Here is a 23,613-nt window from a genome sequence, read left to right on the forward strand (position 1 = left end):
TTTTTTCCTACATTTCTAAGATAAGTTGGCTATGTTCAAAGAGAACAGAATTAAAGTTGAAACAATAATCAAAACTGGTGAAGAGCCTCAGTCTTCCCGTTTGTCTGGTCCACAGCGAATTAAAGAGTGCATGCTTATCGTTATTGTGCTGCTCTCTATCTTGTTGTCTGTCGCACTTCTGACATTTAGCCCAGCCGATCCATCTTGGTCTCAGACTGCGTGGGGAGCGGACGTCGAAAACGCTGGTGGCCTTTTAGGTGCTTGGCTTGCCGACACGCTGTTCTTTACCTTTGGTTCTTTAGCATATCCGATCCCTTTTATTATCACCGTGGCAGCGTGGGTCGTACTGAGAAAACGAGGCGAAGATGAATCCATAGACTTGATGTTGTGGGGAACGCGTTTACTTGGCTTGACCATATTGATATTAACCAGTTGTGGTCTGGCTGATATCAACTTCGACGATATCTGGTATTTCTCCTCAGGAGGCGTAATAGGGGATGTACTGACGACTCTGTCTCTTCCAACATTCAACGTGCTGGGCACAACACTTGTACTGCTGTTTCTTTGGGGAGCGGGTTTGACACTACTGACGGGTATATCGTGGTTGACGATTGTCGATTGGCTGGGTGATAAAGCCATATCACTCTTTACTGGGTTGGTAAATAAACTCCGTGGAGAGCGTGAAGAAGTATATGAGCCCCAGCTGACTACACCAGAGCCTTCTAGGTTAAAAGAACAGGAGCCTATAGAGCCGACTACTGCTTTTGATGCGAAGCCAGAAGTAGAGCGCGAGCCTCAGCGCAGATTTAATATCCATGTGCCTGAAGAGCGTAAAGAGCCTGTCTTTTCAGGCGTGCCTGTAGTCGAAGACAATACTCCAGTAACAGCTGCACCACCTGTAGCACATACAACACCAGTGACACCTGTGGTTCCAGTAGAGCGAGTACAACAAGCATCAGTGGAACCAATTTACACCAAGCCGAATCTAGAGGTTGAGCCTACGCCTTCCTATCATGAAGAACCGCTTATGGAGCGTACTCACCAGCTTGGAGCCACCATTGAAGAGTTAGAGGCTGCCGCGCAGTCTGAAGAAGATTTTCCTCAGCAAATGGACGACTATCCACAGGAATATATGGCTTCTCAAGAGGAATATTTCGGTGAAGTGGATAATGATTACCAGCCTGATAGATCTCAAGAGGTCGATGTTGCCCAATCTTTACCTTGGGTAGATTCACAGTCAGACGTTGTAGCAGACGATACTCAACCTGTTATTGAGCCTCAAAGCCTAGACGAAATCACGTCTAATATTGAACCCGATCCTGTTCATCAAGAGCCTGTGATTTCAACGTTTGACGTTGCAGAGGAAGAAATCGAACGATCGGCCAGTGTTGACGTGGAAGAAGTGACAGAGCAGGACAAAGACGTTTCTGCCTTCCAGAATATCGTTGCAGATGCGCAAGCGAACGCAGTCGCTCAACGTAACCCATTCTTAGTACAGCAAGATACTAATCTACCCAAGCCAAAAGAGCCTATGCCGACGCTTGAGCTCCTTTATCACCCGGAGAAGCGCGAGAACTTCATTGATCGCGATGCGCTGGAAGAGATTGCGCGTCTAGTAGAAGCGAAACTTGCAGACTACAAGATTAAAGCAGAAGTGGTGGATATTTTCCCTGGGCCAGTCATTACGCGCTTTGAATTGGATCTTGCGCCGGGTGTGAAAGTTAGCCGAATTTCTGGGCTATCAATGGACTTGGCGCGTTCTCTTTCTGCCATGGCAGTACGAGTTGTTGAGGTGATTCCGGGCAAGCCGTATGTTGGCCTTGAACTGCCAAATATGAGCCGCCAGACCGTATACTTCTCTGATGTTGTGGGAAGCCAACAATTTATTGAAGCGAAATCCCCGACTACCGTTGTCCTCGGACAAGATATCGCGGGTGAAGCTGTCGTGGCTGATCTGTCAAAAATGCCGCATGTTCTTGTAGCAGGTACGACAGGCTCAGGTAAGTCGGTTGGTGTTAACGTAATGATTCTGAGTATGCTTTACAAAGCAACCCCAGAAGAAGTGCGCTTCATTATGATTGACCCTAAGATGTTGGAACTTTCCATTTATGAAGGTATTCCACACCTGTTATCAGAAGTCGTCACGGACATGAAAGACGCGTCGAATGCACTACGCTGGTGTGTGGGAGAGATGGAACGCCGCTATAAGCTGATGTCAGCATTGGGCGTGCGAAATATCAAAGGTTTTAACGACAAACTCAAAATGGCGGCAGAGGCAGGGCATCCGATTCACGACCCACTATGGCAGCCGGGTGATAGTATGGATGAGTATCCGCCGTTGCTAGAAAAACTGCCGTACATCGTTGTGGTCGTCGACGAGTTTGCAGATCTTATGATGGTTGTTGGTAAGAAGGTTGAAGAGTTGATTGCACGACTCGCGCAAAAAGCGCGTGCAGCGGGTATTCACTTGATTCTTGCGACTCAGCGTCCTTCTGTTGATGTGATCACTGGCTTGATTAAAGCTAACATCCCAACGCGTGTGGCATTTACCGTTTCAACAAAAACGGACTCGCGCACCATTCTAGACCAAGGCGGCGCAGAATCGCTGCTGGGCATGGGTGACATGCTTTATCTACCACCAGGTTCTAGCCACACAATTCGTGTTCACGGTGCGTTTGCATCTGATGATGATGTTCATGCTGTGGTGAACAACTGGAAAGCGCGTGGTAAGCCAAATTACATTGACGAAATCACTCATGGCGATCAAGGCCCTGAAGCATTACTTCCGGGTGAGAAACCTGAAGGGGATGAGGAGATGGATCCGCTGTTCGATCAAGTGGTTGAACACGTTGTTCAATCTCGACGTGGTTCTGTTTCTGGTGTTCAGCGCCGCTTTAAAATTGGCTATAACCGCGCTGCGCGAATCGTCGAGCAGTTGGAGTCACAAGGTATTGTTAGTGCCCCGGGCCACAATGGTAACCGTGAAGTATTAGCTCCGGCTCCAGGCCGAGATATGAACTAACTCAACTCAAACAAGTAAAGTAAGAAGCGCAGGAATTCCTGCGCTTTTTTTGTACTTAAAAGAAGAGAGCCAACAATTATTTGTTCTTGGCAAATTGAGAAACAACAATGACAGCCAAGGCAATAAGATTTGCAGCGAAAATAACCACCAACCATTGCGGCATAGAGAGTGTGAGAAACTGCCACACAATCTTGCTGCAATCGCCATACGCTTCAAACAGCCAAGGAGCCCATTGGTTGAGTGGCGCCCAGCTTGGGAAGGTTACAAACAAATCGCAAGTCGCAAATGGCGATGGGTTAAATTGATAATCCACGTGCTGTAAAGACAGTGCTAAACCCTTATAGGCGCTTGCTCCCCAAACCGCAAAACCAGACCATCTTACAAGAGGGTTTTGCGGGGCAATCAAACCAATAAGCGCCGCAGCACCAATGCCTAGCATTGCGATTCTCTCGTATATACACATGACACATGGCGCAAGCATCATAACGTGTTGAAAGAATAGAGCGCATGCTTCAAAAAACACGACAAAGATGAGTAGTAATAGCCAAGATAGTCGGCCTTGCGAAAACGTTTTAAGTGCGGAAAGAATATTCACAGAGGTGTCCTAGTAATAAAAAAAGCTCTGACATATCAGAGCTTTTTATCGTGTAAAAGTTTCAGTAGCAATAAAAACTTTTCAAATATGGGTTAGTGGCCATTTGATACCGCGTGCATGACTTCACCAGTATGATGGGAAATCCAGCCTGCATCGTAGAACCACTGTGTCATAGGTTCAACAAAGTACATGATGCCCACTAGGCCAACAATAGCCAGTACGATAGTGTATGGCAGAGCCATGATGACCATTCGGCCGTAAGACAAACGAATTAGCGGAGCCAGAGTCGATGTCAGTAGGAATAGGAAAGCGGCCTGACCGTTTGGTGTTGCGACGGAAGGTAGGTTAGTACCGGTATTGATCGCAACTGCTAACAAGTCAAATTGGTCGCGGGTGATGATACCTTCAACAAGTGCTGTTTTAACTTCGTTGATGTAAACCGTACCTACGAACACGTTGTCTGACACCATAGAAAGAACACCGTTAGCGACGTAGAACAACGCAAGTTGCGCGCCTTTATCTTCTACATGCAATACCGCATCAATAACAGGTTTGAACAACTCCTGATCGATAATCACGGCAACCACAGAGAAGAAAACCGCTAATAGGGCAGTAAACGGCAACGCCTCTTCAAATGCTTTACCAAGAGCGTGCTCTTCAATAACGCCTGTAAATGCCGTTGCTAGGATAATCACAGATAGACCAATAAGGCCTACAGCCGCTAAGTGCAACGCAAGACCAACAATCAACCAAACCGCAATGGCACCTTGAATCCACAGTTTTGCCACATCTAGGTTAGTACGCGTTTTTCTTTCTTCATTGTCGAAATCAACCAGAATTTTACGTACGTTGTCAGGAAGGCGCGCACCATAACCGCACACTTTAAACTTCTCGACTAGCACACATGTAATAAGTCCACAAACAAAGACAGGTGCAGTGACAGGAAGCATACGGATAATAAACTCGCCGAAATTCCAGCTTGCTTGATCCGCGATGATTAAGTTTTGTGGTTCGCCTACCATGGTCATAACACCACCAAGTGCCGTACCGACACCCGCATGCATGAGCAGTGAACGTAAAAACGCACGGTAGTTTTCAAGGTCATCACGTGTCAGTTCTGATAGGTGGTCATCTTGCGTATGGTCATGTGTTGCGCTGGACCCTTTACCTGACGCTACTTTGTGATAAATAGCGTAGAAGCCAACCGCAACGCTGATAACAACAGCAATAACGGTTAACGCGTCAAGGAAAGCAGAGAGAAATGCAGCCGCGAAACAGAATGCCACAGACAGCATGGATTTGGAGCGGATACCTAGTAGTATCTTCGTAAAAATAAACAGTAGTAACTGTTTCATGAAGTAGATACCAGCAACCATAAAGATAAGCAGTAGTAGCACTTCAATATTAGCGACAAGCTCGTGTTTTACCTGCTCTGGACTGGTCATTCCAATTGCGATGGCTTCGATGGCTAGCAAACCACCTGGCTGCAAAGGGTAGCACTTAAGCGCCATAGCGAGCGTAAAGATAAACTCAGCAACGAGCAACCAGCCAGCTACAAAAGGGTCAACGAGGAAGAAAACAATAGGGTTCAGTATAAGAAATGAGATGATGGCAACTTTGTACCAATCAGGGGCTTTACCAAGAAAGTTCTTAATAAACGCATTTCCGAGTGAAATCGGCATGATCGTAATACTCTTATATGTTGTTATGAATCGACACTACAAATGCTTGTATTCATAAATCGGAGCAGTAGTAAACTAAACCACAAATATACGATGAGTGATTGTTTTTTAAAACTTAGGCTGCGTACCCGATCCAACAGCGACTTAGTAAAACGACATAAGGCGTTATCAATGTGGTCTTGCCAAGTCACTCCCTGAGAAGACAAGCACTTTTACTTCGGTCGTCACTCTACTCCACAGCTAGATTTAGTCAATAATTTAAGTGGACTTAGATAATTAGATTCGGAATTTTTGTCAAAAAACGCGATCTGAGTTGCGTAAAGATGACTTAATAGTTGTTAAAACGCATCACTACATGCGGGGTGAGCCTGAAGTTCTAATATAGCAGTGAATTTAACGTGCTTTTTGCCGTGATTTCAGGAAGGTTTTTGCAAATTTGAAAACTAAGAAATAGTAAAAAAGTATAGACTTCACAGTTGGTTAACGGTGTTAATTTTTTATTAAACTTCGAAATAAGTGCGTTAATCATTGATGGGAATATACAAAATACCTGCGGTGCAATTAGAGCTTATACTTTAAGTATGTTTGACACCAAGTTTACTTGCTTGCGGTTTCCGATAACTCATAACTAGTGGTATGATGAGTTCTATTAGACCCATATAAAATAAATATTGGATAAAACATAAATGGTCATAAAGGCAAAGAGCCCAGCGGGATTTGCGGAAAAATACATTATTGAAAGTATTTGGAAAGGACGCTTCCCTCCTGGCTCTATTTTACCTGCAGAACGAGAGCTCTCCGAACTTATTGGTGTAACCCGAACTACATTGCGTGAAGTGTTACAACGTTTAGCTCGTGATGGCTGGCTTACTATCCAGCATGGGAAACCAACCCGAGTTAATCAGTTTATGGAAACATCGGGGCTACACATTTTAGATACTTTGATGACTCTAGACGCGGAAAACGCGACTTCTATCGTTGAGGATTTGCTTGCAGCACGTACTAACATTAGCCCGATTTTCATGCGATACGCATTCAAGGCGAATAAAGAAAGCTCAGAGAAAACTATCTCAACGGTTATCGAGTCTTGCGAAGCCCTCCTTGCCTCTGAATCATGGGACACGTTTATGGAATCGTCAGCTTATGCAGACAAGATTCTTCAGCACGTAAAAGATGATGGTGAAAAGGACGAGGAAAAACGTCAGGCAATTTTGATTGCGAAAACGTTCAATTTCTATGATTACATGCTTTTCCAACGCTTAGCGTTCCATTCTGGTAACCAAATTTATGGTTTGATCTTTAATGGATTGAAAAAGCTATATGATCGCGTGGGTAGTTACTACTTTTCTAATCCGCATGCGCGAGATTTGGCATTAAAGTTCTACCATGATTTGCTCGACGTTTGTGAGTCAGGTGATCGTGATAGAATCCTGATTGTTATTCGTAATTATGGGATGGAAAGTGCGCAAGTCTGGAATAAAATGAAGATGACACTACCTACCAACTTTACAGAAGATGACAGCTAAGCTCTTTACCTTCAATGACAACAATAAAAAACCGCATCAGCGGTTTTTTTATTGTTTGTAAGCTAGAGGAGTGTAGCAGTAGGTCTGCTAGACCATTAACAATCCGCACATTCATCTTCATTCCCGCCAGCTTCTTGGAACCAGCTTGTGAGATGCGTTTTCAGATCTTTCAACTCGTCTGGGCCAATGAGTGCCAAACCTAAGTCTTCTGCTCGAGTAATATCATTGTGGCGAAGAGGTCGGAAACTCACCAACATAGCGCGAGCCTGCAAGCCCCCAAGTAAGTCTCTGAGTGATTCCAACTTGTACAGCGTATCGTCACCGTCGTCTCGCATACCTTTGGTTTTACACTCTATGATGTGCAGTTTGTTATTCACGACAGACGCAACGTCAAGCTCATTTCGGACTTCTCTATCACCAAGCTGACGATAAACTTGTACGTTTAATGAGTGATCCTGAATCGTTGGCATGTCTTTTTGAATTTGACGAACAGTGCTGTGTACGAGCGTTTCGAGCCATTCCCCATTAGAGAAGCGTCTCGCATCTTCATCGGCGAAGGTGAGAATACCCTTTTCGTAAGTGGCGATGTCTGCTTCAACCAAGTCACTGAGTAGCATATTAAGTTCACGATAACCTTGTTGCTTCTCAGACAGCTCAACATCAAGCTTTTGTTCTTTACGGCATGTGGTGGCTAAATAATTGAGCGTGGCTAAGCCTGGCCCTAGCTCTAAAGCATTGCTTGCCCAGCGTTCACCCAACTCATAAAGCTTTTGATCCAATTTAGGTGGGAGTTGGCTCTCGCTAAATTCGCCTCGAGCACCAAATATTGTCAGATAATCATCTATTGTTATGCGATCTTGTACTTGAGCATCGTCTAGACCATCAGGGTACAGCCAACACAAGCGGTCAGAACTTGGCTCTACAACGAAAATCGGCCAGTGAAAACTACGAAATATCTCATATACCGATAACAGGCGATGACGAAGACCACAGCTCGCGTTCAGCTTTACCTCTGTGAATCTTTGATTTAAATCGTCTGCAAGAAGTGCGATTGCCTGTTTAATTTTGGAAGTATTAGCAACATTAGGGATTTCAAAAAACTCAGAGGTAATTTGACGTTTCGCCAGTACTTTATGAAGGCGCGCATACATCTCTTCTTGCGCTTTTACGCCAATAAAAACGATATGGTTACTGGTAGTACGATTGTCTAGCAACGGAGTTACCAAGCGAATAGGGTCTTGGTCGATGATGCCAACATGTATTGCCATAACTGTTCCTCAAGTATGGCTTGCAAAAAAATGTGAAGGAAAATAAGGGGCAAGCCTATTATCCATATAATGTCGCGGGTCATAAAAAACAAGGGTAACTCGCAAAATTAGACGTGTTTGTTCCTACTTTCAATATTGTTATAGCGTAAATGATGGGCTGAGAGTCTCGTTAGCTCCTAGATCTCCATTGAATTTACCAACATTGGTTTAAGAACCAGCGTGACTGAATGAGATCATTAAAAGCCTTGGTCTATTATAGGTTTAATAAAATTGCTTTTATTTTGCTGATCACAAGATAAACACTTGTCGTGTTTAAGCGCAGAGTTTGTTCAAGGAAGATTCCGATGCACGTTTTATTTGGCGTTAATCACTGATTTTCATTGGTGATTTTGCGCCGCTTGACGCATACTCGAGGACGACAAATATGTAAAAGATAAAAACACGGAGCACTTCATGGCTGAAGAAACCATTTTTAGTAAGATTATTCGTAAAGAAATTCCAGCGGATGTGGTTTATCAAGACGAACTTGTGACTGCATTTCGTGATATTAACCCTCGCGCGCCTAGTCATATCCTTATTATCCCAAACAAGTTGATTCCGACAGTGAATGACGTAAACGATGAAGATGAAGCGTTAATGGGTCGTATGTTTGTTGTTGCTCGTAAGCTAGCAAAAGAAGAGGGCATTGCCGAAGACGGTTATCGTTTGATTGTAAACTGCAATTCTCACGGTGGTCAGGAAGTGTACCATATTCACATGCACTTGTTAGGCGGTAGACCTCTTGGTCCTATGCTGATGAGTTAATCAATATATCCCATTCAATTTGGTGTCGGTGGCTCTTTCTTCCGGCACTGTCATCCTTTATGCTTATCAATTGTAACTATTTAAGATCATTGGAGTACGAGGTGCGTCAATACGTTAAACTCGCATTCATTCTCGCTAGTTCTGCGTTTCTTTCCGCATGCTCGAGCTTTTCGGCAGGAAACTTATTTAGTCATTACAGCGCTCAAAACGAAGCTGTTTATCAGGCCGTTAAGTCTGGGCACTATCAAGAAGCCGATGCACTGCTGCCGGAGTATGTTGCGGGCGATATACTCGACAACTTAGAAAAAGGGCGTGTCCAATTACTTAACGAGCAATTTCAGCAGAGCCAAGCCTCGTTAGCACGCGGTGACTCAGCGGTGAGAGAGCTTCAAGACAAGGCTGTCATCTCAGTATCCGAATCTGCGGCAAGTATTAGCTCTTTTGCAGTGAATGATAATCTTAGCGTCTACCAACCTGCGGACTATGAACTCGGATTTTTGCACCTTTATTTGGGTCTGAACTATATACAGCAAAATAGTCTAGAAGATGCCTTGGTTGAAATGAGACGTGCCAACATTGTCCAAGAACGCGCGCGTAAAGAAAGAGAGAGGGAGCTCGAATCTGCGCAAGAGCAGCTTGAAAATCAGGGCCTATCGCCCAACCTCGGGAGTATATTATCTCAATACCCAGATGCTGGTGACACGCTAAAAGCCGTACAAAATGGTTATCTGCTGTATTTGTCGGCTCTATTGTATGAAGCCAGTGGAGAGTTAAACAGCGCGTATGTGGACTACAGACGTGCGTTAGCCGTAGCACCAGATAACACGCAAGTGATAGAAGGTACTAAGCGAGTCGCAAAGCGTTTAGGAATGAGTTCTGATTTAAAACAACTTGAGAGACGTTACGGTAAGGCTAAGACGTTGGCGAGTAATGAATCTCGAGTGATTGTGTTAGAAGAGCAGGGTATTGTTGAGGCAATGCAGGCGTGGAAGCAAAGTTTGCCTTTGTTTGACAGTCGTGGCTTAGGGGCCTTATACAGTATTTCTCTGCCATACTACCCAACTGCGCAAACGCAGAGTTTTCTACCTATGACACTCGACCAAAGCCAGCTGTCTAGTGACTTATTGACCGATGTGAATTTAATGGCGCAAAAGAATCTGTCTGAACGCATGCCAGCAATTATCATTCGTCAGGCGATACGGGTTTGGGCTAAAGACCAACTTCGCCGTCAAACGACTGAGCAAAATGGTGTAGGGAATCTATTGTTTAATGTTTGGAATGTAATGACTGAACAAGCAGATACACGAAGCTGGTTAACACTGCCTGGGGAGATTCGCAGTAGCAGTGAAGTTGTGACTGCCGGCGACCATGTGATTGAGGTTGCGGATAAGAGAATCCAATTCCACGTAGACGAAGGGGACACTGTATTGGTGTGGGTATCACGCCAAGGGAACAGTGCTACAATTTGGCATAAACAGTTAGGAAATATCCGATGAAAAAATGGCTTATCACAGCGATTGTCGCATTGACAATGGTAGGTTGTGCAGACAATACCGCAGGATTGCGCGTCGATGGTTCAACTCAGCAAGTGTTGTTTGATGACAATGTTCTTGCAGGTCATCTTCTGATTGAAGATATATCAACAGTACAAGAAGAGGGGCATGCGCGAGGCATTGTTCGTCTGACGAGTCGATACAAAGGGGATCAGGCTATTCTGTACCGCTTTTATTGGTACGACGATAACGGCTTAGAAGTGAACACGAAACTAGGCCCTTGGCGTCAAGCCATTGTGCGTGGTTTTGAAACGATCCATATTTCAGAAGTTTCTGTGAATCCAAAAGGGCGACAATTCCGTGTTCAGATTCGCGAAAACAACAATTAACATGAGCTAAAGTATGTCACCTTTAGATCATACAGATAGATTATAACGATACTTTTGAGGAACCAAGAATGAAGAAAAGTGTTATCGCTTTACTTGGCTTAGCCGTCATCCTAGGCGGTTGTTCGAACCGCGTGTCATACGGTGATGCACAAGCAGTGGAAACAACAACGATTGATTTCGGATCGACGGATCTACAAACCATCGCAGGTCAAATGGTAGATAGTATGATGGTGTCAGGTTCGGTGGCAGCGATTACTCGTAACTCACGTCCAATTGTTTTTGTAGAACGTATTAAGAATAAGACAAGCGAACATATTGATACGGAATCCATTACAGATACGATCAGTACGAAGCTACTTAACTCGGGTAAGTTCCGTTTCGTCGATATGGACCGTGTTGAGCAAGTACGCGAGCAGCTTAACTTTCAAAACAACGATCAGTTAGTGAACCAAAGTGCTGCTATCCAGTTTGGTAAGATGGTTGGAGCGCAGTACATGCTATACGGCAACCTTTCGAGCATAGCGAAGAGTGCCGGCAGTGATAAAGACGTTTATTACAAAATGACCATGCGCTTAATGGACCTAGAATCAGGCCTAATTGAGTGGGCGGATGAGACGGAAATTCGCAAACAAGAATCAAAAAGCCTACTTGGTCTTTAATTGTAAGAGGTGATTTATGGCAAGAATGTCGTGGTATGAAGCATGCCAACTTGATCGTTCACTCATGTCCTTGGATCACTTCTTTTCTCGACCGCCAGAATATGCGCTCACGCTGACTGGCGGATTGACCAACCGTTGCTGGAAAATTGTCGCTAGTAATGGCGATGCATTTGTTTGGCGACCAACCACTCCCATCACAAAAGCGTTCTCAATCTCCAGACATCAAGAACACCAAATTCTTTCAGCCATCAGTGAATCAAAAATATCGCCTTTACCCATTTTCATTAACGATCAAGGGCTCTTGGTAGAATGGATTGAAGGCCATGCTTTAACGCATGATCTGAGCTTTGACTCCCTTTTAGAAACGATGGTTCGAATTCACGAGTTAGATACTCGTCGTATTCCTGTAGCTCCTTTTAATTTTACCGCAAGGGTCGATCATTACTGGATGATGCTGCGTGAAGAGTTTAAACATGCGCCTTATGACGAGGTGTATCAAACCTGGCGTAAGGCTCCCAGTTTGGCCGATGTTGGCGTGGTGTTGTGTCACTTTGATTTAGCGGGCTACAACATGGTGGGGACACCCCAAGGGAATAAAGTGATTGATTGGGAATACGCGGTTATTGGCGATCCGAGGTTAGACCTTACTCTCAGTATTGATGTGCTAGGCGAAGATCCCATTAAATCGGTGCACCAATATTGCCAAGTCAGAGGCATCGAAGGTGTTGATGATTGGGTTGAAGGCGTTATGGCATGGAGACCACGTGCGACAATGATGGCTATGCTGTGGTACTTGCTCGCCTACCAACTTTGGGGAGATGAGCAATACTTAACCCAAGCGCAAAATACGGCCGACACATTTTGTAGCTAAGATCACTGTTTGAAATGTCAACAACGCTAATCTCATCTAGTTCGCTTTAAAACCTTGTAATTAGTGGTAGATTTAACGGGTAAGGAGTGGGGGAAATACAATGATTATCTATTTACACGGTTTCGATTCGACAAGCCCGGGGAACCACGAAAAGGTTCTTCAACTGCAGTTTATCGACGATGATGTACGTTTTATCAACTATAGTACTTTGCATCCCAAACACGACATGCAACACCTTCTAAAAGAAGTGAATAAGGTGATTGAACAGTCTGATGATCCAGAACCTGTAATATGCGGTGTTGGCTTAGGTGGGTACTGGTCAGAGCGGATTGGCTTTTTATGTGGTATTAAGCAGGTGATTTTTAATCCCAATCTACACCCAGAAACGAATATGCAGGGTCGAATCGATAGACCCGAAGAGTATGAAGACATTGCAACAAAATGCGTTGAGCAGTTTCGCGTGAAAAATAATCGACGCTGTTTGGTTATTTTATCTAAAGAAGATGAAGTGCACGACAACCGCAAAACAGCTGAGGAATTAGAAGATTATTACGACATTATTTGGGATGAAACTCAAAGTCACAAGTTCAAGAAAATCTCACAACATCTCCAAACAATAAAAGCCTTTAAAGAACAGAAATAAAACGTGTTGGAAATGCATCTAAATGATACAAGCGACAGGGAATAACCATGTCGCTTTTTTCTTATCCATTTAGCACTAAAACGTGCTCATTTTACACATCGCGCGTTACTCTACTGTTGCTATGCGAGTTTTGCACTTTATAATGAGCAACTATAAAAACTTTATCGTTGTCAAAAAAGTAGAGAGCGAGTAATAAACTTGCCCACAGTCCACTAATCGTGTTTTAAACGATTGGTTTTGAGCTAAAAGCTCCCTTTATCCAATATGTGTCAAAGAACAATTGAAGCCTCACATGGATCAAGACGTAAGACAGGATCACTACGATTCTGCGGTTAGCCATAAAAAGAACAGAATTTTTTCGGATTGAATATTCAGTCTGATGCATGTTTATTTATTTTTTGAGGAATATTGCTGTGACACGAATCATCGTAGTAGGCGGCGGAGCTGGCGGACTTGAGCTAGCCACCAAACTTGGTCGAACCATTGGCCGTAAAAGGCGTGCTAATATCACTCTGGTTGACCGTAAAGCAAGTCACCTATGGAAACCACTTTTACACGAAGTGGCAACAGGCTCTCTGGACGAAGGTGTTGACGCCCTGAGTTACCGAGCACACGCCAAAAACCACCATTTTGATTTTCAGTTGGGTAGTCTTGAAGACATTGATCGCGCGCGCAAAGTGATCAAACTTCATGAGTTAACTGATGAGAATGGTGAGCTTCTCATCCCTAGCCGTGAATTAGAATACGATATTCTTGTCATGGCGATTGGTTCCACTTCTAACGACTTTAATACCCCTGGTGTTAAAGAGAACTGCATCTTCCTAGACAGTCCAGAACAGGCACACCGTTTCCGTAAGGAAATGAATAATGAATTCCTCAAACTGCACGCTAAAAATGGTCAAGGTGCAGTAGATATCGCGATTGTGGGGGCTGGTGCAACAGGCGTCGAATTGTCTGCCGAACTTCATAATGCAGTAAAAGAGCTTCGTGGATATGGTTTTGGTGACTTAGATTCAAGCAAGCTAAATGTAAACTTAGTTGAAGCGGGAGAGCGCATTTTACCTGCTTTGCCACCGCGCATTTCTTCTGCCGCACATCAAGAATTAACGAAACTCGGTGTCAATGTTCGTACTGCAACTATGGTTACACAAGCCGATAAAGATGGCTTGATGACGAAAGATGGTGAAAAAATCCCGGCACAAATTATGGTGTGGGCAGCAGGTATTAAAGCACCTGATTTCATCAAAGATATTGCTGGCCTTGAGACGAATCGCATTAATCAGTTAGTGGTAAAAGATACGCTTCAAACAACGCGTGACGACGACATTTTTGTCATCGGCGATCTGGCTCAATGTACTCAGGCCGATGGTTCTTTCGTACCGCCTCGCGCTCAGGCAGCACACCAAATGGCGAGCCGCGCATTTTCTAACATCATTGCGAAGTTAAACGGCCGTGAATTGAAGCCTTATGTTTATAAAGATAAAGGCTCACTGGTCTCTTTAAGTAATTTCTCTACGGTGGGTAGCTTGATGGGGAACCTGACTAAAGGGTCGATGATGGTTGAAGGTCGCATTGCGAGAGTGGTGTACATCTCGCTTTATAGACTCCACCAAATGGCACTGCACGGAATATTTAAAACGGCACTTATCATTCTGATGGGCCGTATTAACCGCGTATTGCGTCCAAACTTAAAACTGCACTAATCGGTTTTTAGATGATCAAAAAGAGCGCTGTTTTAGCGCTCTTTTTCTTAGGTTCTTATGGCCGAATTTGAGTTCGTTATTCTGGAATCATCGAATAGACCAAGCCCGTCCTCGGTTTTCCATCGTAGAGAAATCTATTCCGCGCTTTTACTTCAAATTGAGCACCACATTGCTCGATCAGTTTTTGGCTGGCGGTATTCTCTGGGTCGCACACAATTTCGATACGCGTGATCTTGAGCTGTTCAAAACAAAAGTTAACCAATCCTTCGAGCGCTTCTTTTCCATAACCGTTTCTTTGGACGCTGTCTCTTATCCAATAGCCCACACTCACCATATTGAAGGTGTGATACAGTTCATTGATTGCAACCATACCCAGCAATTCGCTTGTGTCTCTGTGATAAACACCAAACCCATAAGCCTCAGCTTTGACCCAATTTAAACGAGTTAAGAGCAAAAATCGCTCAGCTTGTTGGAGAGTAAAATTGGGCTCACACCAATCGATCCAGCGATGAAGAGTCGGGGAGTGTGAAACGCAATCTCTAAGTTTATTGGCATCTTCGTGAGGGATAAGCTTGAGCTCAAGTCTTCGTGTAATAATGCAATAATCAGGGCTCATGTCTTTTCCTGTTAAAAAAGCAGCCCTTTTGAGCTGCTTTAAAATAATGGTTATAGGGTCAGGTTTAAGTATAGTGACTGATACTAGACTCTTCGTACTTGAATGATGATGCCCATAAGAGGGTGGTCAAGGTAGTGGGTTTCACTACTCTTCATACGACGTTTTTGAATAATGCGGAAGCTTTTCAGCAACTCTTGCTTTTGAATAGTAGGCTCAACTTCAGCCATAAAGCCAGATTGAACAGCTGCGTCGTTCTCTTGATTTGATTCAAGTTTGAGCGGTACTTGCAGGACAATTTCACGCACGCTTGGCGCGCGGACATCCATTTGTACGTCTGCATAGAGATAGTGGTCTACGTATATTTGAATCTTACCATCAAGTTCATACAGGGGTACGGGGATGCTCGTTTCAGAGACACCGTCTAGAAGTTCTGTCCCCTGAATTGAGCCTTTCAACGTCCCATCGCTATTGTAACTGGATGAGAAGTCTTTACCTGCTTGAATATGTAAGGCAGGTGCTGACAGTCGGCCTTTACCGTTTTGACGCCAAGCAGTGTGCAGTAAAACTTTAAAGCCAGCATGCTGGTTTAGTTTATCAACACTTCCGTTTAGTTGGTAAGACGAAGAAGGGAGAATTTGTACGCCTTTTTGAGCACGGAAGTCTGAGTCAGACAGGTTTCCTGCATTTTCTAAATCGATTTTTGGTAAAACATCAGGCCAAGACTCAACCGTTTGTTCCGGATTTACCGTACGTTTAAAAACGATCACTTCTACGTCAAATTGTTGCGCCCATGACGGAAGGGCGATCAAAAAGAGTAATAGTGGGATCAGCTTTTTCATTACAACTCCATAACCAGGCAGTTTACCTAGGGATCTTATAAGCCTGACAAGGTCAGGCTTTAGGTAAAAGGTTTTGTTGGAACTCTTCCAACATGTCACCAATAAATTGAATTCTTTTACGTCTATCGACCAATGGTACCGTAAACTTAAATTTGGTTGGTCCATCCATTGCAAACTTTTGTGGTTGAGACTGCAATAGTTTCACCAAATACATAGGGTTTATCTCCGCATCTGGGGAGAACTCTATAAATCCGCCTTTATCATGCGCTTCAATTTTTCTTGCTTTGAGTGTCGCGGCTTGCAGTTTCAATCCGGAAACAGAAAGTAGATTTTGTGTTGCGTCCGGCAATAAACCAAAACGATCAATCAGTTCAACTTTTAGATCGTCTAGCTCTTGCTTGTCGCTTACGCTGGCAATCTGTTTGTACATTGAAAGACGAGTATTGATGTCGGGTATATAATCATCCGGTAGCAAAGCAGGTAGACGCACCTCAACTTCGGTTTGCTCTCTTAACAACTCATCTAAAGAGGGTTCTTTCCCTTCTTTAAGTGCTTCGACAGCTTGCTCTAACATTTCCATATAGAGCGTAAAACCAACAGACTGAATCTGACCACTTTGCTCATCACCGAGTAACTCACCAGCGCCTCGAATTTCTAAATCGTGCGTTGCGAGCGTGAAACCAGCACCTAAGTCTTCCAGCGATGCAATGGCATCTAAACGCTTAATCGCGTCTTTCGTCATCGCTTTAGGATGAGGTGTAAGTAGGTAAGCATACGCTTGATGGTGTGACCGACCAACACGACCACGAAGCTGGTGTAATTGAGCCAGGCCAAGGTTATCTGCACGATCCATGATAATGGTATTGGCCGTCGGTACGTCGATACCGGTTTCGATGATCGTCGTACACACAAGCAGGTTATAACGCTGGTGGTAAAAATCATTCATGATTCGCTCAAGTTCGCGCTCTCGCATTTGGCCATGAGCGACCGTAACCCGGGCTTCAGGGATCAGTTTTTCTAGATCCGCTGCAACTTTGTCTATGGTCTCAACCTGATTGTGGAGGAAGTAGACTTGGCCGCCACGCATGATTTCACGTAGAACTGCTTCACGCACGACAGCGTCATCACTCTGACGAACAAAGGTTTTAATCGCTAATCGTCTGGCTGGAGGCGTTGCGATGATAGACAGGTCGCGCATGCCACTCATTGCCATATTCAGTGTACGAGGGATTGGTGTCGCGGTGAGCGTTAGAATATCAACATCAGCACGCATCGCTTTCATTTTTTCTTTCTGACGCACTCCAAACCGGTGTTCCTCATCAACGATGAGTAGCCCTAAGTCTTTAAACTTGATGTCGTTTGAAAGGAGTTTGTGCGTGCCAACAATGATATCGACTTTGCCGTCATCAATGTCTTGCAGCACTTGCTTTTGCTCTTTGGCGGTTTTAAAACGAGACAGCACTTCGACTCGAATAGGCAAGTTAGCAAAGCGGTCTCTAAAATTCTCGAAATGTTGCTGGGCAAGTAAGGTCGTCGGTACGAGGACAGCGACCTGTTTACCGTTGTCTGTGGCTAGGAAAGCGGCCCGCATCGCAACTTCCGTTTTACCAAAGCCAACGTCACCACAAACCAAACGATCCATTGCTTTAGCCTGACACATATCAGACATCACCGCGTTAATCGCCATCGATTGGTCATCGGTTTCTTCAAATGGGAAACCTGCTTTGAATGTGGCGTATTGCCCCCTGTCTAGGGCAAATTTATAACCCGGTTTGATTTCGCGCTTGGCATAAACATCCAATAACTCTGCTGCCACATCTCGCACTTTCTCTGCGGCTTTTCGTCTGGCTTTCGCCCACGCTTCGCCACCAAGCTTGTGTAGGGGAGCACTGTCTTCAGCGCCACCTGAGTAACGACTGATTAAATTGAGTGATGCTACAGGTACGTATAGTTTTGCTTCGTTTTGGTACTCAAGCGTCACGTACTCTGTGATCATGCCGCCAGCTTCAAGGGTTTGTAAGCCTAAGTAGCGTCCAATGCCGTGGTCGATATGTACAACGGGCTGGCCAGGCTTTAGCTCTGCAAGGTTTCGAATTACGGCGTCGCTGTTGGTTGTTTTACGATCTTTCCGGCGGCGCTGAATCACGCGATCGCCTAATAAGTCGCTTTCACAAATGAGTGCGACTTGCTCGTCACCAAAAAGAAAACCGTGTTCTGCTGCCCCTAAGATCAGACTGAATTTGTCTTTACTTGTGATTGCTTTGGCAAAACTGTCGTGGGAGTTCGGTCTGAGTTTAATTGGCTGTAAAAGCTCCAAAAGCGCTTCGCGTCGACCTTCTGACTCAACGGAAAAAACGACTTTTCCTTTATAGGATTCACTAAACTGGCGCAGTGCCGCCATTGGTTCTTTATTCTGGTGTTGAACAGAAAGCTCGGGCAAGGGTTTTACATCAGGATTGCTGCGTCCGGCTTTTTCAATAACAGGTTCTATCGATAACTGTACTTGCGGTAACGTCTTGAAGTGACTAAACAGTTCATCTTTGCGAAGCCACAATTCTTCAGGTGGCAGCAGTGGTCGAAGTGGATCGACTTTACGTTGATCATATCGATAGTCGACATCGTCTAGGAAGGTGTCAATGGACGCTTCAATATTGCCAACCGTAATTAACTGACTGCCTTCAGAAATGTAGTCAAATAATGTTTCTGTCTTATCAAAGAATAGAGGCTGCCAATATTCGATACCCGCCGGCCAAGTGCCTTTAGAAACTTGCATGTAGACGGATTCTGGCTCGCGTCTTGCTTCGAAGCGTTGACGCCAGCGAATACGAAAATCTTCGATAGCAGATTCTGTCGTCGGAAACTCGTGTGCCGGAAGCAGTCTAATCTCTTTGACGTCGTTTATTGAACGCTGATTTTCCGGATCGAACGTGCGAATCGTATCGATTTCATCATCGAAAAAATCGATACGAAACGGTTCACTCGAACCCATTGGGAAGAGGTCTAAAATCGAACCACGGCTGGCATATTCACCCGGCCCAAACACTTGATCGGTATGTCGGTAGCCAGAGGTTTCCAGCTGGATTCTGAGCTTGTCTAAAGAGAAGCGATCGCCGACTTTCACCATCAAAGTGTGTTGCAACAAAAAGTCACGCGGTGACTGGCGTTGCAGTAACGTGCTGACGGGCACAATGGTAATGCCACTTGTTTGAGTGGGTAGCTGGTAAAGTTTTGCTATACGGTCAGAAATGATCTCTTGATGGGGAGAAAAGTTATCGTAAGGCAGAGTTTCCCAATCGGGGAAAAGTGCAACATCCTGAGTGGTAAACTGCTCAACTTCTTGGAGTAGCTTCAGCGCAGTTTGAGGGTCTGGCACCGCGAGCAGTGTATGGTTACTGTGTTGCTCAGCAAGTTCCGCTACAGCAACTGCTAAGCTCGCGCCTTGTAGGTTACCGACTTGTTTTTTATCTCCGGCTTTTGTTGGATTCGCCAGATGGAAAAGATGTGTATCAGACATAAACTTAGTTTCATTTATCTCGATTTAGAGTGCGTTGACGCAATATTTTTTGCTGCTGATAAAGCGCGGCTTTGATGAGTAGATCTTCGTCTAAATCTCGCAGTAGATCGTATTTAATGGTGATCAAATATTGCCCATCTTTTGGCTCGCAGTGAACAACGTGCCCGTAGCTGTATATCGCAGCCGCTGGATGTTCCAAAAATAATTTAACGCGTACCTTATCCTCAATGGCAAGAGGCGCTGGGGCAAGATAGCTAAATTGACTCGCTCCGAATGACGTCGTTTGGTAGCGAAAGGCATTGATGTCTTGCTGCGCAAGAAGAAACGTCAACAGTAAGTTTAGCTTTGCATTTTGAGTGTCGAGCAGAGCAATGACGTGTTTTAAATCTTTGTTTTTGAGTTCATTTCTTGCGTTGTCATTCATCACATCGAGATGACTGAACTCACTCGCAACAAGAAAAGGCGCAGGTATCTCGCTTTCAAATTGATCAAAAGGTGGTATTGATTCTTCCGGGGGAAGAGGCTCCACATTAACAGTCAAATTATGGTGAACGGTAAAATATTCTTGATCAGGCATTCGGAACTTCCTTTTCTAGTCCTATGATTATCGTCATAAGACGCAACTAATCAAGATATGTCATTGTTTATCACACATTTTGACGTGTATTTGGCAATTAAGGACTACAACCAAGCGGCATAAATAGGTACATTAGCCGCTATCAAACATTATTGGTCTATTTTATGTTTCATCCGGTTTCGGCTTTCATCGGGTTGCGCTATTTACGTGGTCGCTCTGGTGACAAGTTCAGTCGATTTGTATCCTACATGTCCACAGCGGGGATCACCATTGGTGTGATGTCATTAGTGACCGTGCTTTCAGTCATGAACGGCTTTGAAGCTCAGCTTAAAGGGCGCATCTTAGGTGTCTTACCTCAGGCCATTGTGTCTCATCAAGATGGTAAAACGCCTCGCAGCGAGGATGCGCCTGATTTTGTGAAGCAAATGTCTACTGCCGCGTTGCCTGAGCCCATTATTCAAACAGAAGCGGTTGTCCAAAGTTCGTCTCAGCTCAGTGCAGGGTTGATGATTGGTATCGAACCCAGTGCAAGTGATCCTATCGGGCAACACTTAATTGCAGGGCGACTATCCACTTTAGAGTCTGGAAAATACCAAATTGTTCTAGGCCATACGCTTGCCCACTCTATGGGCGTCAACCTCGGCGATAAAGTGCGTTTAATGGTGACCAGTGCGAGCCAGTTTACCCCCCTTGGTCGCATTCCTAGCCAGCGTATGTTCACCGTTGCTGCTATTTACAACACCGGTTCGGACGTCGATGGGCAATTGATGCTGACGCATATTGACGACGCGGCGCGCTTACTGCGAATGAAGAACAATACGATGACTGGATGGCGTCTCTTTTTTGAAGATCCTTTCGTCGTGTCGGATTACAGTAGCCAACCATTACCAGATGGGTGGAAATGGCAAGATTGGCGAGATCAGAGAGGCGAGCTGTTTCAAGCCGTCCGTATGGAAAAAAACATGATGGGTTTGATGCTCGGGCTTATTATCGGTGTCGCTGCATTTAATATCATTTCCGCTTTGATTATGGTGGTTATGGAGAAACAGGCTGAAGTGGCCATTCTTAAAACACAAGGCATGTCAGACAGACAAGTGCTTGCCATCTTCATGGTCCAAGGCGCAAGTAGTGGGATTCTAGGTGCGCTGATAGGTGGTGCACTGGGTGTGTTACTCGCAAGCAACCTTAATACATTACTGGAAAGTGCCGGAGTGGCTCTTTTCTCTGTAGGGGGAGCGTTACCCGTCTCCATTAATCCTGTTCAAATTGTCGTCGTGGTCGTATTAGCGATTGCACTAAGCTTAGTTGCCACACTTTTCCCATCTTATCGTGCATCTTCTGTAAAACCTGCTGAGGCTTTGAGATATGAGTAACCTGCTAGAGTGTCATAACATTTGTAAAACTTATCGCGAAGGGAGCCTCGATACTCAGGTTTTGAAAGGTGTGAGCTTTGCGCTGAAGAAAGGTGAGTTGGCTTCTATCATCGGCTCATCGGGTTCCGGAAAAAGCACCTTACTTCATATTCTAGGAGCGCTTGATGACGCGACGGAAGGTCATGTGGATTTTCTCGAGCAGAATCTATCGCGTTTGAGCTCAAACAAACAGGCGAAATTGCGTAATCAACACTTAGGGTTTGTGTACCAGTTCCATCATCTGTTAGCTGACTTTAGTGCGTTAGAGAATGTGGCTATGCCTTTATTGATTGGTGGATGTGGAACGACGGAAGCCAAATCGAAAGCCAAAGCACTGCTTGATAAGGTAGGGCTTAGTCACCGTATTGACCATCGACCATCTGAGCTATCAGGGGGAGAAAGACAGCGTGTGGCGATTGCAAGAGCACTGGTTAATAACCCTTCTCTTGTCTTGGCGGATGAGCCTACGGGTAACTTGGACCATACCACAGCACTGGCTATCTACGATCTCATGCGTGAGCTGAATCGCGAGTCAGGGACGGCGTTTTTGGTGGTGACTCATGATGGCGAGTTAGCCGCAAAGATGGATAGGCAGCTGCATATGCAAGATGGTTTGCTGTTAAACGTTGAGGGGGTCTAATTTGTTCTCATCTCTTTCTTTGTTTATTGGCAGACGTTTTAGTCGCGCTAAACAACGGAACAAAATGGTTTCGTTCATTTCTTTATCTTCGACCATTGGAATTACGGTCGGTGTGGCGGTCATCATCATCGGTTTATCGGCGATGAATGGTTTTGAGCGAGAGCTGAAAGACCGCGTACTTTCGGTTGTGTCACACGGCGAGTTTGAAGGCGTGAGAGGCCCAATTGAAGATTGGCAGTCCGTCATTACCAAAGCGCAGCAACACCCAAAAGTCGAAGCAGCCGCACCCTATGTGAAGCTGACTGCCTTAGCGGAAAAGGGTCAGCAGCTCAAAGCCATTGAAGTTCGTGGCGTAGAGCCTCAACTAGAAGAACAAGTGTCAAATTTAAGCCACTATATTGATGCGAAGGTCTGGCAAGAGTTTACGCCAGGACACAAGCAAGTGATTCTCGGTCAAGGGATCGCGAGTTTACTCGGCGTTGATACGGGCGACTTTTTAACCTTGATGATCCCAAGCAGCGGTGATGCAACGAAAGTTCAAGCGCCAAAGCGAGTGCGAGTTCAGGTGATCGGGGTGTTAAGCCTCAACGGACAAATTGACCATAGCTTGGCGCTAGTTCCACTTCAAGATGCGCAGCAATACGCTAAGTTAGGTGATGGCGTCACCGGAGTCGCTGTTAAGGTGAGTGATGTATTAAACGCGACTCAGATTGTTCGCGAAGCGGGCAATACGCTCGACGTTTATGTGTATCTACGTAGCTGGCAGCAAAAATATGGTTTCCTGCACCGTGACATTCAACTGGTTCGTACCATTATGTATCTCGTTATGGTCTTGGTTATTGGCGTGGCAAGCTTCAACATTGTTTCAACGTTAATGATGGCCGTGAAAGACCGAGCGTCGGAAATCGCAATACTACGGACGATGGGCGCGACGGATGGGTTAGTGAAGCGTATCTTTGTTTGGCAGGGCGTGTTCTCTGGCGTTCTTGGCAGTTTAGTTGGTAGCGCTATTGGTGTGTTGGTTGCTTTCAATCTGACGGAACTGATAAAAATGCTCGAAAGCCTTATCGGACACCAATTCTTATCTGGCGATATCTACTTTGTCGACTTTTTGCCGTCTGAAGTAAATATGGGTGATGTCTTGTTGGTCTCTAGCACGGCTGTTGTTCTTAGCTTGCTGGCAACTTGGTATCCTGCATCGCGTGCGAGTAAGTTAAATCCAGCTACCGTTCTTAGTTCCAAGTAGCCTGGCCGCCAAAAAAGTAGTTAAGGCAACGACTCTTTAAACGCAAAAAGGACCAACAATCTTGGTCCTTTTTCATACTTCTCTTTCATTGAGTTTACCGATTTGTGTCGGCTC

General features: G+C 44.9%; 19 protein-coding genes. 12 read left to right on the forward strand and 7 right to left on the reverse strand.

Features of this window, described 5'->3' with window-relative positions:
- The first annotated feature begins 31 nt into the window (after positions 1–31).
- Positions 32–3,022 (forward strand): DNA translocase FtsK, encoded by a 2,991-nt coding sequence (locus NP165_RS05085; protein ID WP_257085231.1) that lies wholly within the window; start codon positions 32–34, stop codon positions 3,020–3,022.
- A gap of 76 nt (positions 3,023–3,098) precedes the next feature.
- Here NP165_RS05085 and dsbB read toward each other — a convergent pair whose 3' ends face one another.
- On the reverse strand, positions 3,099–3,617 hold the full coding sequence (dsbB, locus tag NP165_RS05090; protein WP_257085232.1) for a disulfide bond formation protein DsbB: 519 nt from the start codon (positions 3,615–3,617) through the stop codon (positions 3,099–3,101).
- A gap of 92 nt (positions 3,618–3,709) precedes the next feature.
- Positions 3,710–5,299 carry a Na(+)/H(+) antiporter NhaB gene (gene nhaB / locus NP165_RS05095; RefSeq protein ID WP_257085233.1) on the reverse strand — a complete coding sequence of 530 codons (1,590 nt, stop codon included), beginning with the start codon at positions 5,297–5,299 and terminating at the stop codon, positions 3,710–3,712.
- 686 nt (positions 5,300–5,985) lie between these two features.
- Between nhaB and fadR the strand changes: the two genes are divergently transcribed.
- Positions 5,986–6,825 carry a fatty acid metabolism transcriptional regulator FadR gene (gene fadR, locus NP165_RS05100; protein WP_257085234.1) on the forward strand — a complete coding sequence of 280 codons (840 nt, stop codon included), beginning with the start codon at positions 5,986–5,988 and terminating at the stop codon, positions 6,823–6,825.
- Positions 6,826–6,920: 95 nt separating this feature from the next.
- Here fadR and NP165_RS05105 read toward each other — a convergent pair whose 3' ends face one another.
- Positions 6,921–8,093, reverse strand: a complete 1,173-nt coding sequence (locus NP165_RS05105) for a DUF1887 family protein (protein ID WP_257085235.1) — start codon at positions 8,091–8,093, stop codon at positions 6,921–6,923.
- A gap of 453 nt (positions 8,094–8,546) precedes the next feature.
- On the opposite strand from NP165_RS05105, the gene hinT reads away from it, so the two are divergent.
- From hinT to NP165_RS05140, 7 genes are all read left to right on the forward strand, one after another.
- The gene (gene hinT, locus NP165_RS05110) at positions 8,547–8,897 is read left to right on the forward strand and encodes a purine nucleoside phosphoramidase (RefSeq protein WP_257085236.1); all 351 of its coding nucleotides are present in this window, start codon (positions 8,547–8,549) and stop codon (positions 8,895–8,897) included.
- Positions 8,898–8,998: 101 nt separating this feature from the next.
- Complete coding sequence (locus NP165_RS05115) at positions 8,999–10,393, forward strand: COG3014 family protein (protein WP_257085237.1); 1,395 nt, start codon at positions 8,999–9,001, stop codon at positions 10,391–10,393.
- Complete coding sequence (locus NP165_RS05120) at positions 10,390–10,779, forward strand: YcfL family putative periplasmic lipoprotein (protein WP_257085238.1); 390 nt, start codon at positions 10,390–10,392, stop codon at positions 10,777–10,779. Before NP165_RS05115 ends, NP165_RS05120 begins: the two co-directional genes overlap by 4 nt.
- A gap of 68 nt (positions 10,780–10,847) precedes the next feature.
- Positions 10,848–11,438 (forward strand): penicillin-binding protein activator LpoB, encoded by a 591-nt coding sequence (gene lpoB, locus NP165_RS05125; RefSeq protein ID WP_257085239.1) that lies wholly within the window; start codon positions 10,848–10,850, stop codon positions 11,436–11,438.
- Between the two features lie 16 nt (positions 11,439–11,454).
- The gene (locus NP165_RS05130; protein WP_257085240.1) at positions 11,455–12,309 is read left to right on the forward strand and encodes a phosphotransferase; all 855 of its coding nucleotides are present in this window, start codon (positions 11,455–11,457) and stop codon (positions 12,307–12,309) included.
- Between the two features lie 100 nt (positions 12,310–12,409).
- A complete protein-coding gene (gene ycfP, locus NP165_RS05135) occupies positions 12,410–12,952 on the forward strand; it encodes an alpha/beta hydrolase YcfP (RefSeq protein ID WP_257085242.1) in 543 nt (180 codons plus the stop codon).
- A gap of 413 nt (positions 12,953–13,365) precedes the next feature.
- Positions 13,366–14,655, forward strand: coding sequence for an NAD(P)/FAD-dependent oxidoreductase (locus tag NP165_RS05140; RefSeq protein ID WP_257085243.1), 1,290 nt, complete (start codon positions 13,366–13,368; stop codon positions 14,653–14,655).
- A 76-nt stretch (positions 14,656–14,731) separates the two neighbouring features.
- Here the strand turns inward: NP165_RS05140 and NP165_RS05145 are convergent, their stop codons facing one another.
- The 4 genes from NP165_RS05145 to NP165_RS05160 form a co-directional block, all read right to left on the reverse strand.
- Positions 14,732–15,271, reverse strand: coding sequence for a GNAT family N-acetyltransferase (locus tag NP165_RS05145; protein ID WP_257085244.1), 540 nt, complete (start codon positions 15,269–15,271; stop codon positions 14,732–14,734).
- A gap of 83 nt (positions 15,272–15,354) precedes the next feature.
- Complete coding sequence (locus NP165_RS05150) at positions 15,355–16,110, reverse strand: peptidoglycan binding protein CsiV (protein ID WP_257085245.1); 756 nt, start codon at positions 16,108–16,110, stop codon at positions 15,355–15,357.
- A gap of 52 nt (positions 16,111–16,162) precedes the next feature.
- Positions 16,163–19,624: a transcription-repair coupling factor gene (gene mfd / locus NP165_RS05155; protein WP_257085246.1), complete on the reverse strand. Its 3,462-nt coding sequence runs from the start codon at positions 19,622–19,624 to the stop codon at positions 16,163–16,165.
- A 10-nt stretch (positions 19,625–19,634) separates the two neighbouring features.
- Positions 19,635–20,201 carry a PilZ domain-containing protein gene (locus NP165_RS05160; protein ID WP_257085247.1) on the reverse strand — a complete coding sequence of 189 codons (567 nt, stop codon included), beginning with the start codon at positions 20,199–20,201 and terminating at the stop codon, positions 19,635–19,637.
- 164 nt (positions 20,202–20,365) lie between these two features.
- On the opposite strand from NP165_RS05160, the gene lolC reads away from it, so the two are divergent.
- Genes lolC through lolE form a run of 3 tightly spaced genes read left to right on the forward strand, consistent with a single transcriptional unit; the run spans position 20,366 to position 23,499 of the window.
- Entirely contained in the window at positions 20,366–21,574 is a 1,209-nt protein-coding gene (gene lolC / locus NP165_RS05165) for a lipoprotein-releasing ABC transporter permease subunit LolC (protein ID WP_257085248.1), read from the forward strand.
- The gene (gene lolD, locus NP165_RS05170; RefSeq protein ID WP_257085249.1) at positions 21,567–22,253 is read left to right on the forward strand and encodes a lipoprotein-releasing ABC transporter ATP-binding protein LolD; all 687 of its coding nucleotides are present in this window, start codon (positions 21,567–21,569) and stop codon (positions 22,251–22,253) included. Before lolC ends, lolD begins: the two co-directional genes overlap by 8 nt.
- Position 22,254: 1 nt before the next feature.
- A complete protein-coding gene (gene lolE / locus NP165_RS05175) occupies positions 22,255–23,499 on the forward strand; it encodes a lipoprotein-releasing ABC transporter permease subunit LolE (RefSeq protein WP_257085250.1) in 1,245 nt (414 codons plus the stop codon).
- The last annotated feature ends 114 nt before the right edge of the window (positions 23,500–23,613 follow it).

It is taken from the genome of Vibrio japonicus (assembly GCF_024582835.1).
GTDB lineage: Bacteria > Pseudomonadota > Gammaproteobacteria > Enterobacterales > Vibrionaceae > Vibrio > Vibrio japonicus.

Bases quoted from the DNA above. Each gene is read 5' to 3' on its own strand.
- NP165_RS05085 (WP_257085231.1), top strand. From the start codon at position 32: ATGTTCAAAGAGAACAGAATTAAAGTTGAAACAATAATCAAAACTGGT.
- nhaB (WP_257085233.1), bottom strand. From the start codon at position 5,299: ATGCCGATTTCACTCGGAAATGCGTTTATTAAGAACTTTCTTGGTAAA.
- fadR (WP_257085234.1), top strand. From the start codon at position 5,986: ATGGTCATAAAGGCAAAGAGCCCAGCGGGATTTGCGGAAAAATACATT.
- NP165_RS05105 (WP_257085235.1), bottom strand. From the start codon at position 8,093: ATGGCAATACATGTTGGCATCATCGACCAAGACCCTATTCGCTTGGTA.
- hinT (WP_257085236.1), top strand. From the start codon at position 8,547: ATGGCTGAAGAAACCATTTTTAGTAAGATTATTCGTAAAGAAATTCCA.
- NP165_RS05120 (WP_257085238.1), top strand. From the start codon at position 10,390: ATGAAAAAATGGCTTATCACAGCGATTGTCGCATTGACAATGGTAGGT.
- lpoB (WP_257085239.1), top strand. From the start codon at position 10,848: ATGAAGAAAAGTGTTATCGCTTTACTTGGCTTAGCCGTCATCCTAGGC.
- NP165_RS05130 (WP_257085240.1), top strand. From the start codon at position 11,455: ATGGCAAGAATGTCGTGGTATGAAGCATGCCAACTTGATCGTTCACTC.
- ycfP (WP_257085242.1), top strand. From the start codon at position 12,410: ATGATTATCTATTTACACGGTTTCGATTCGACAAGCCCGGGGAACCAC.
- NP165_RS05145 (WP_257085244.1), bottom strand. From the start codon at position 15,271: ATGAGCCCTGATTATTGCATTATTACACGAAGACTTGAGCTCAAGCTT.
- NP165_RS05150 (WP_257085245.1), bottom strand. From the start codon at position 16,110: ATGAAAAAGCTGATCCCACTATTACTCTTTTTGATCGCCCTTCCGTCA.
- mfd (WP_257085246.1), bottom strand. From the start codon at position 19,624: ATGTCTGATACACATCTTTTCCATCTGGCGAATCCAACAAAAGCCGGA.
- NP165_RS05160 (WP_257085247.1), bottom strand. From the start codon at position 20,201: ATGCCTGATCAAGAATATTTTACCGTTCACCATAATTTGACTGTTAAT.
- lolC (WP_257085248.1), top strand. From the start codon at position 20,366: ATGTTTCATCCGGTTTCGGCTTTCATCGGGTTGCGCTATTTACGTGGT.
- lolD (WP_257085249.1), top strand. From the start codon at position 21,567: ATGAGTAACCTGCTAGAGTGTCATAACATTTGTAAAACTTATCGCGAA.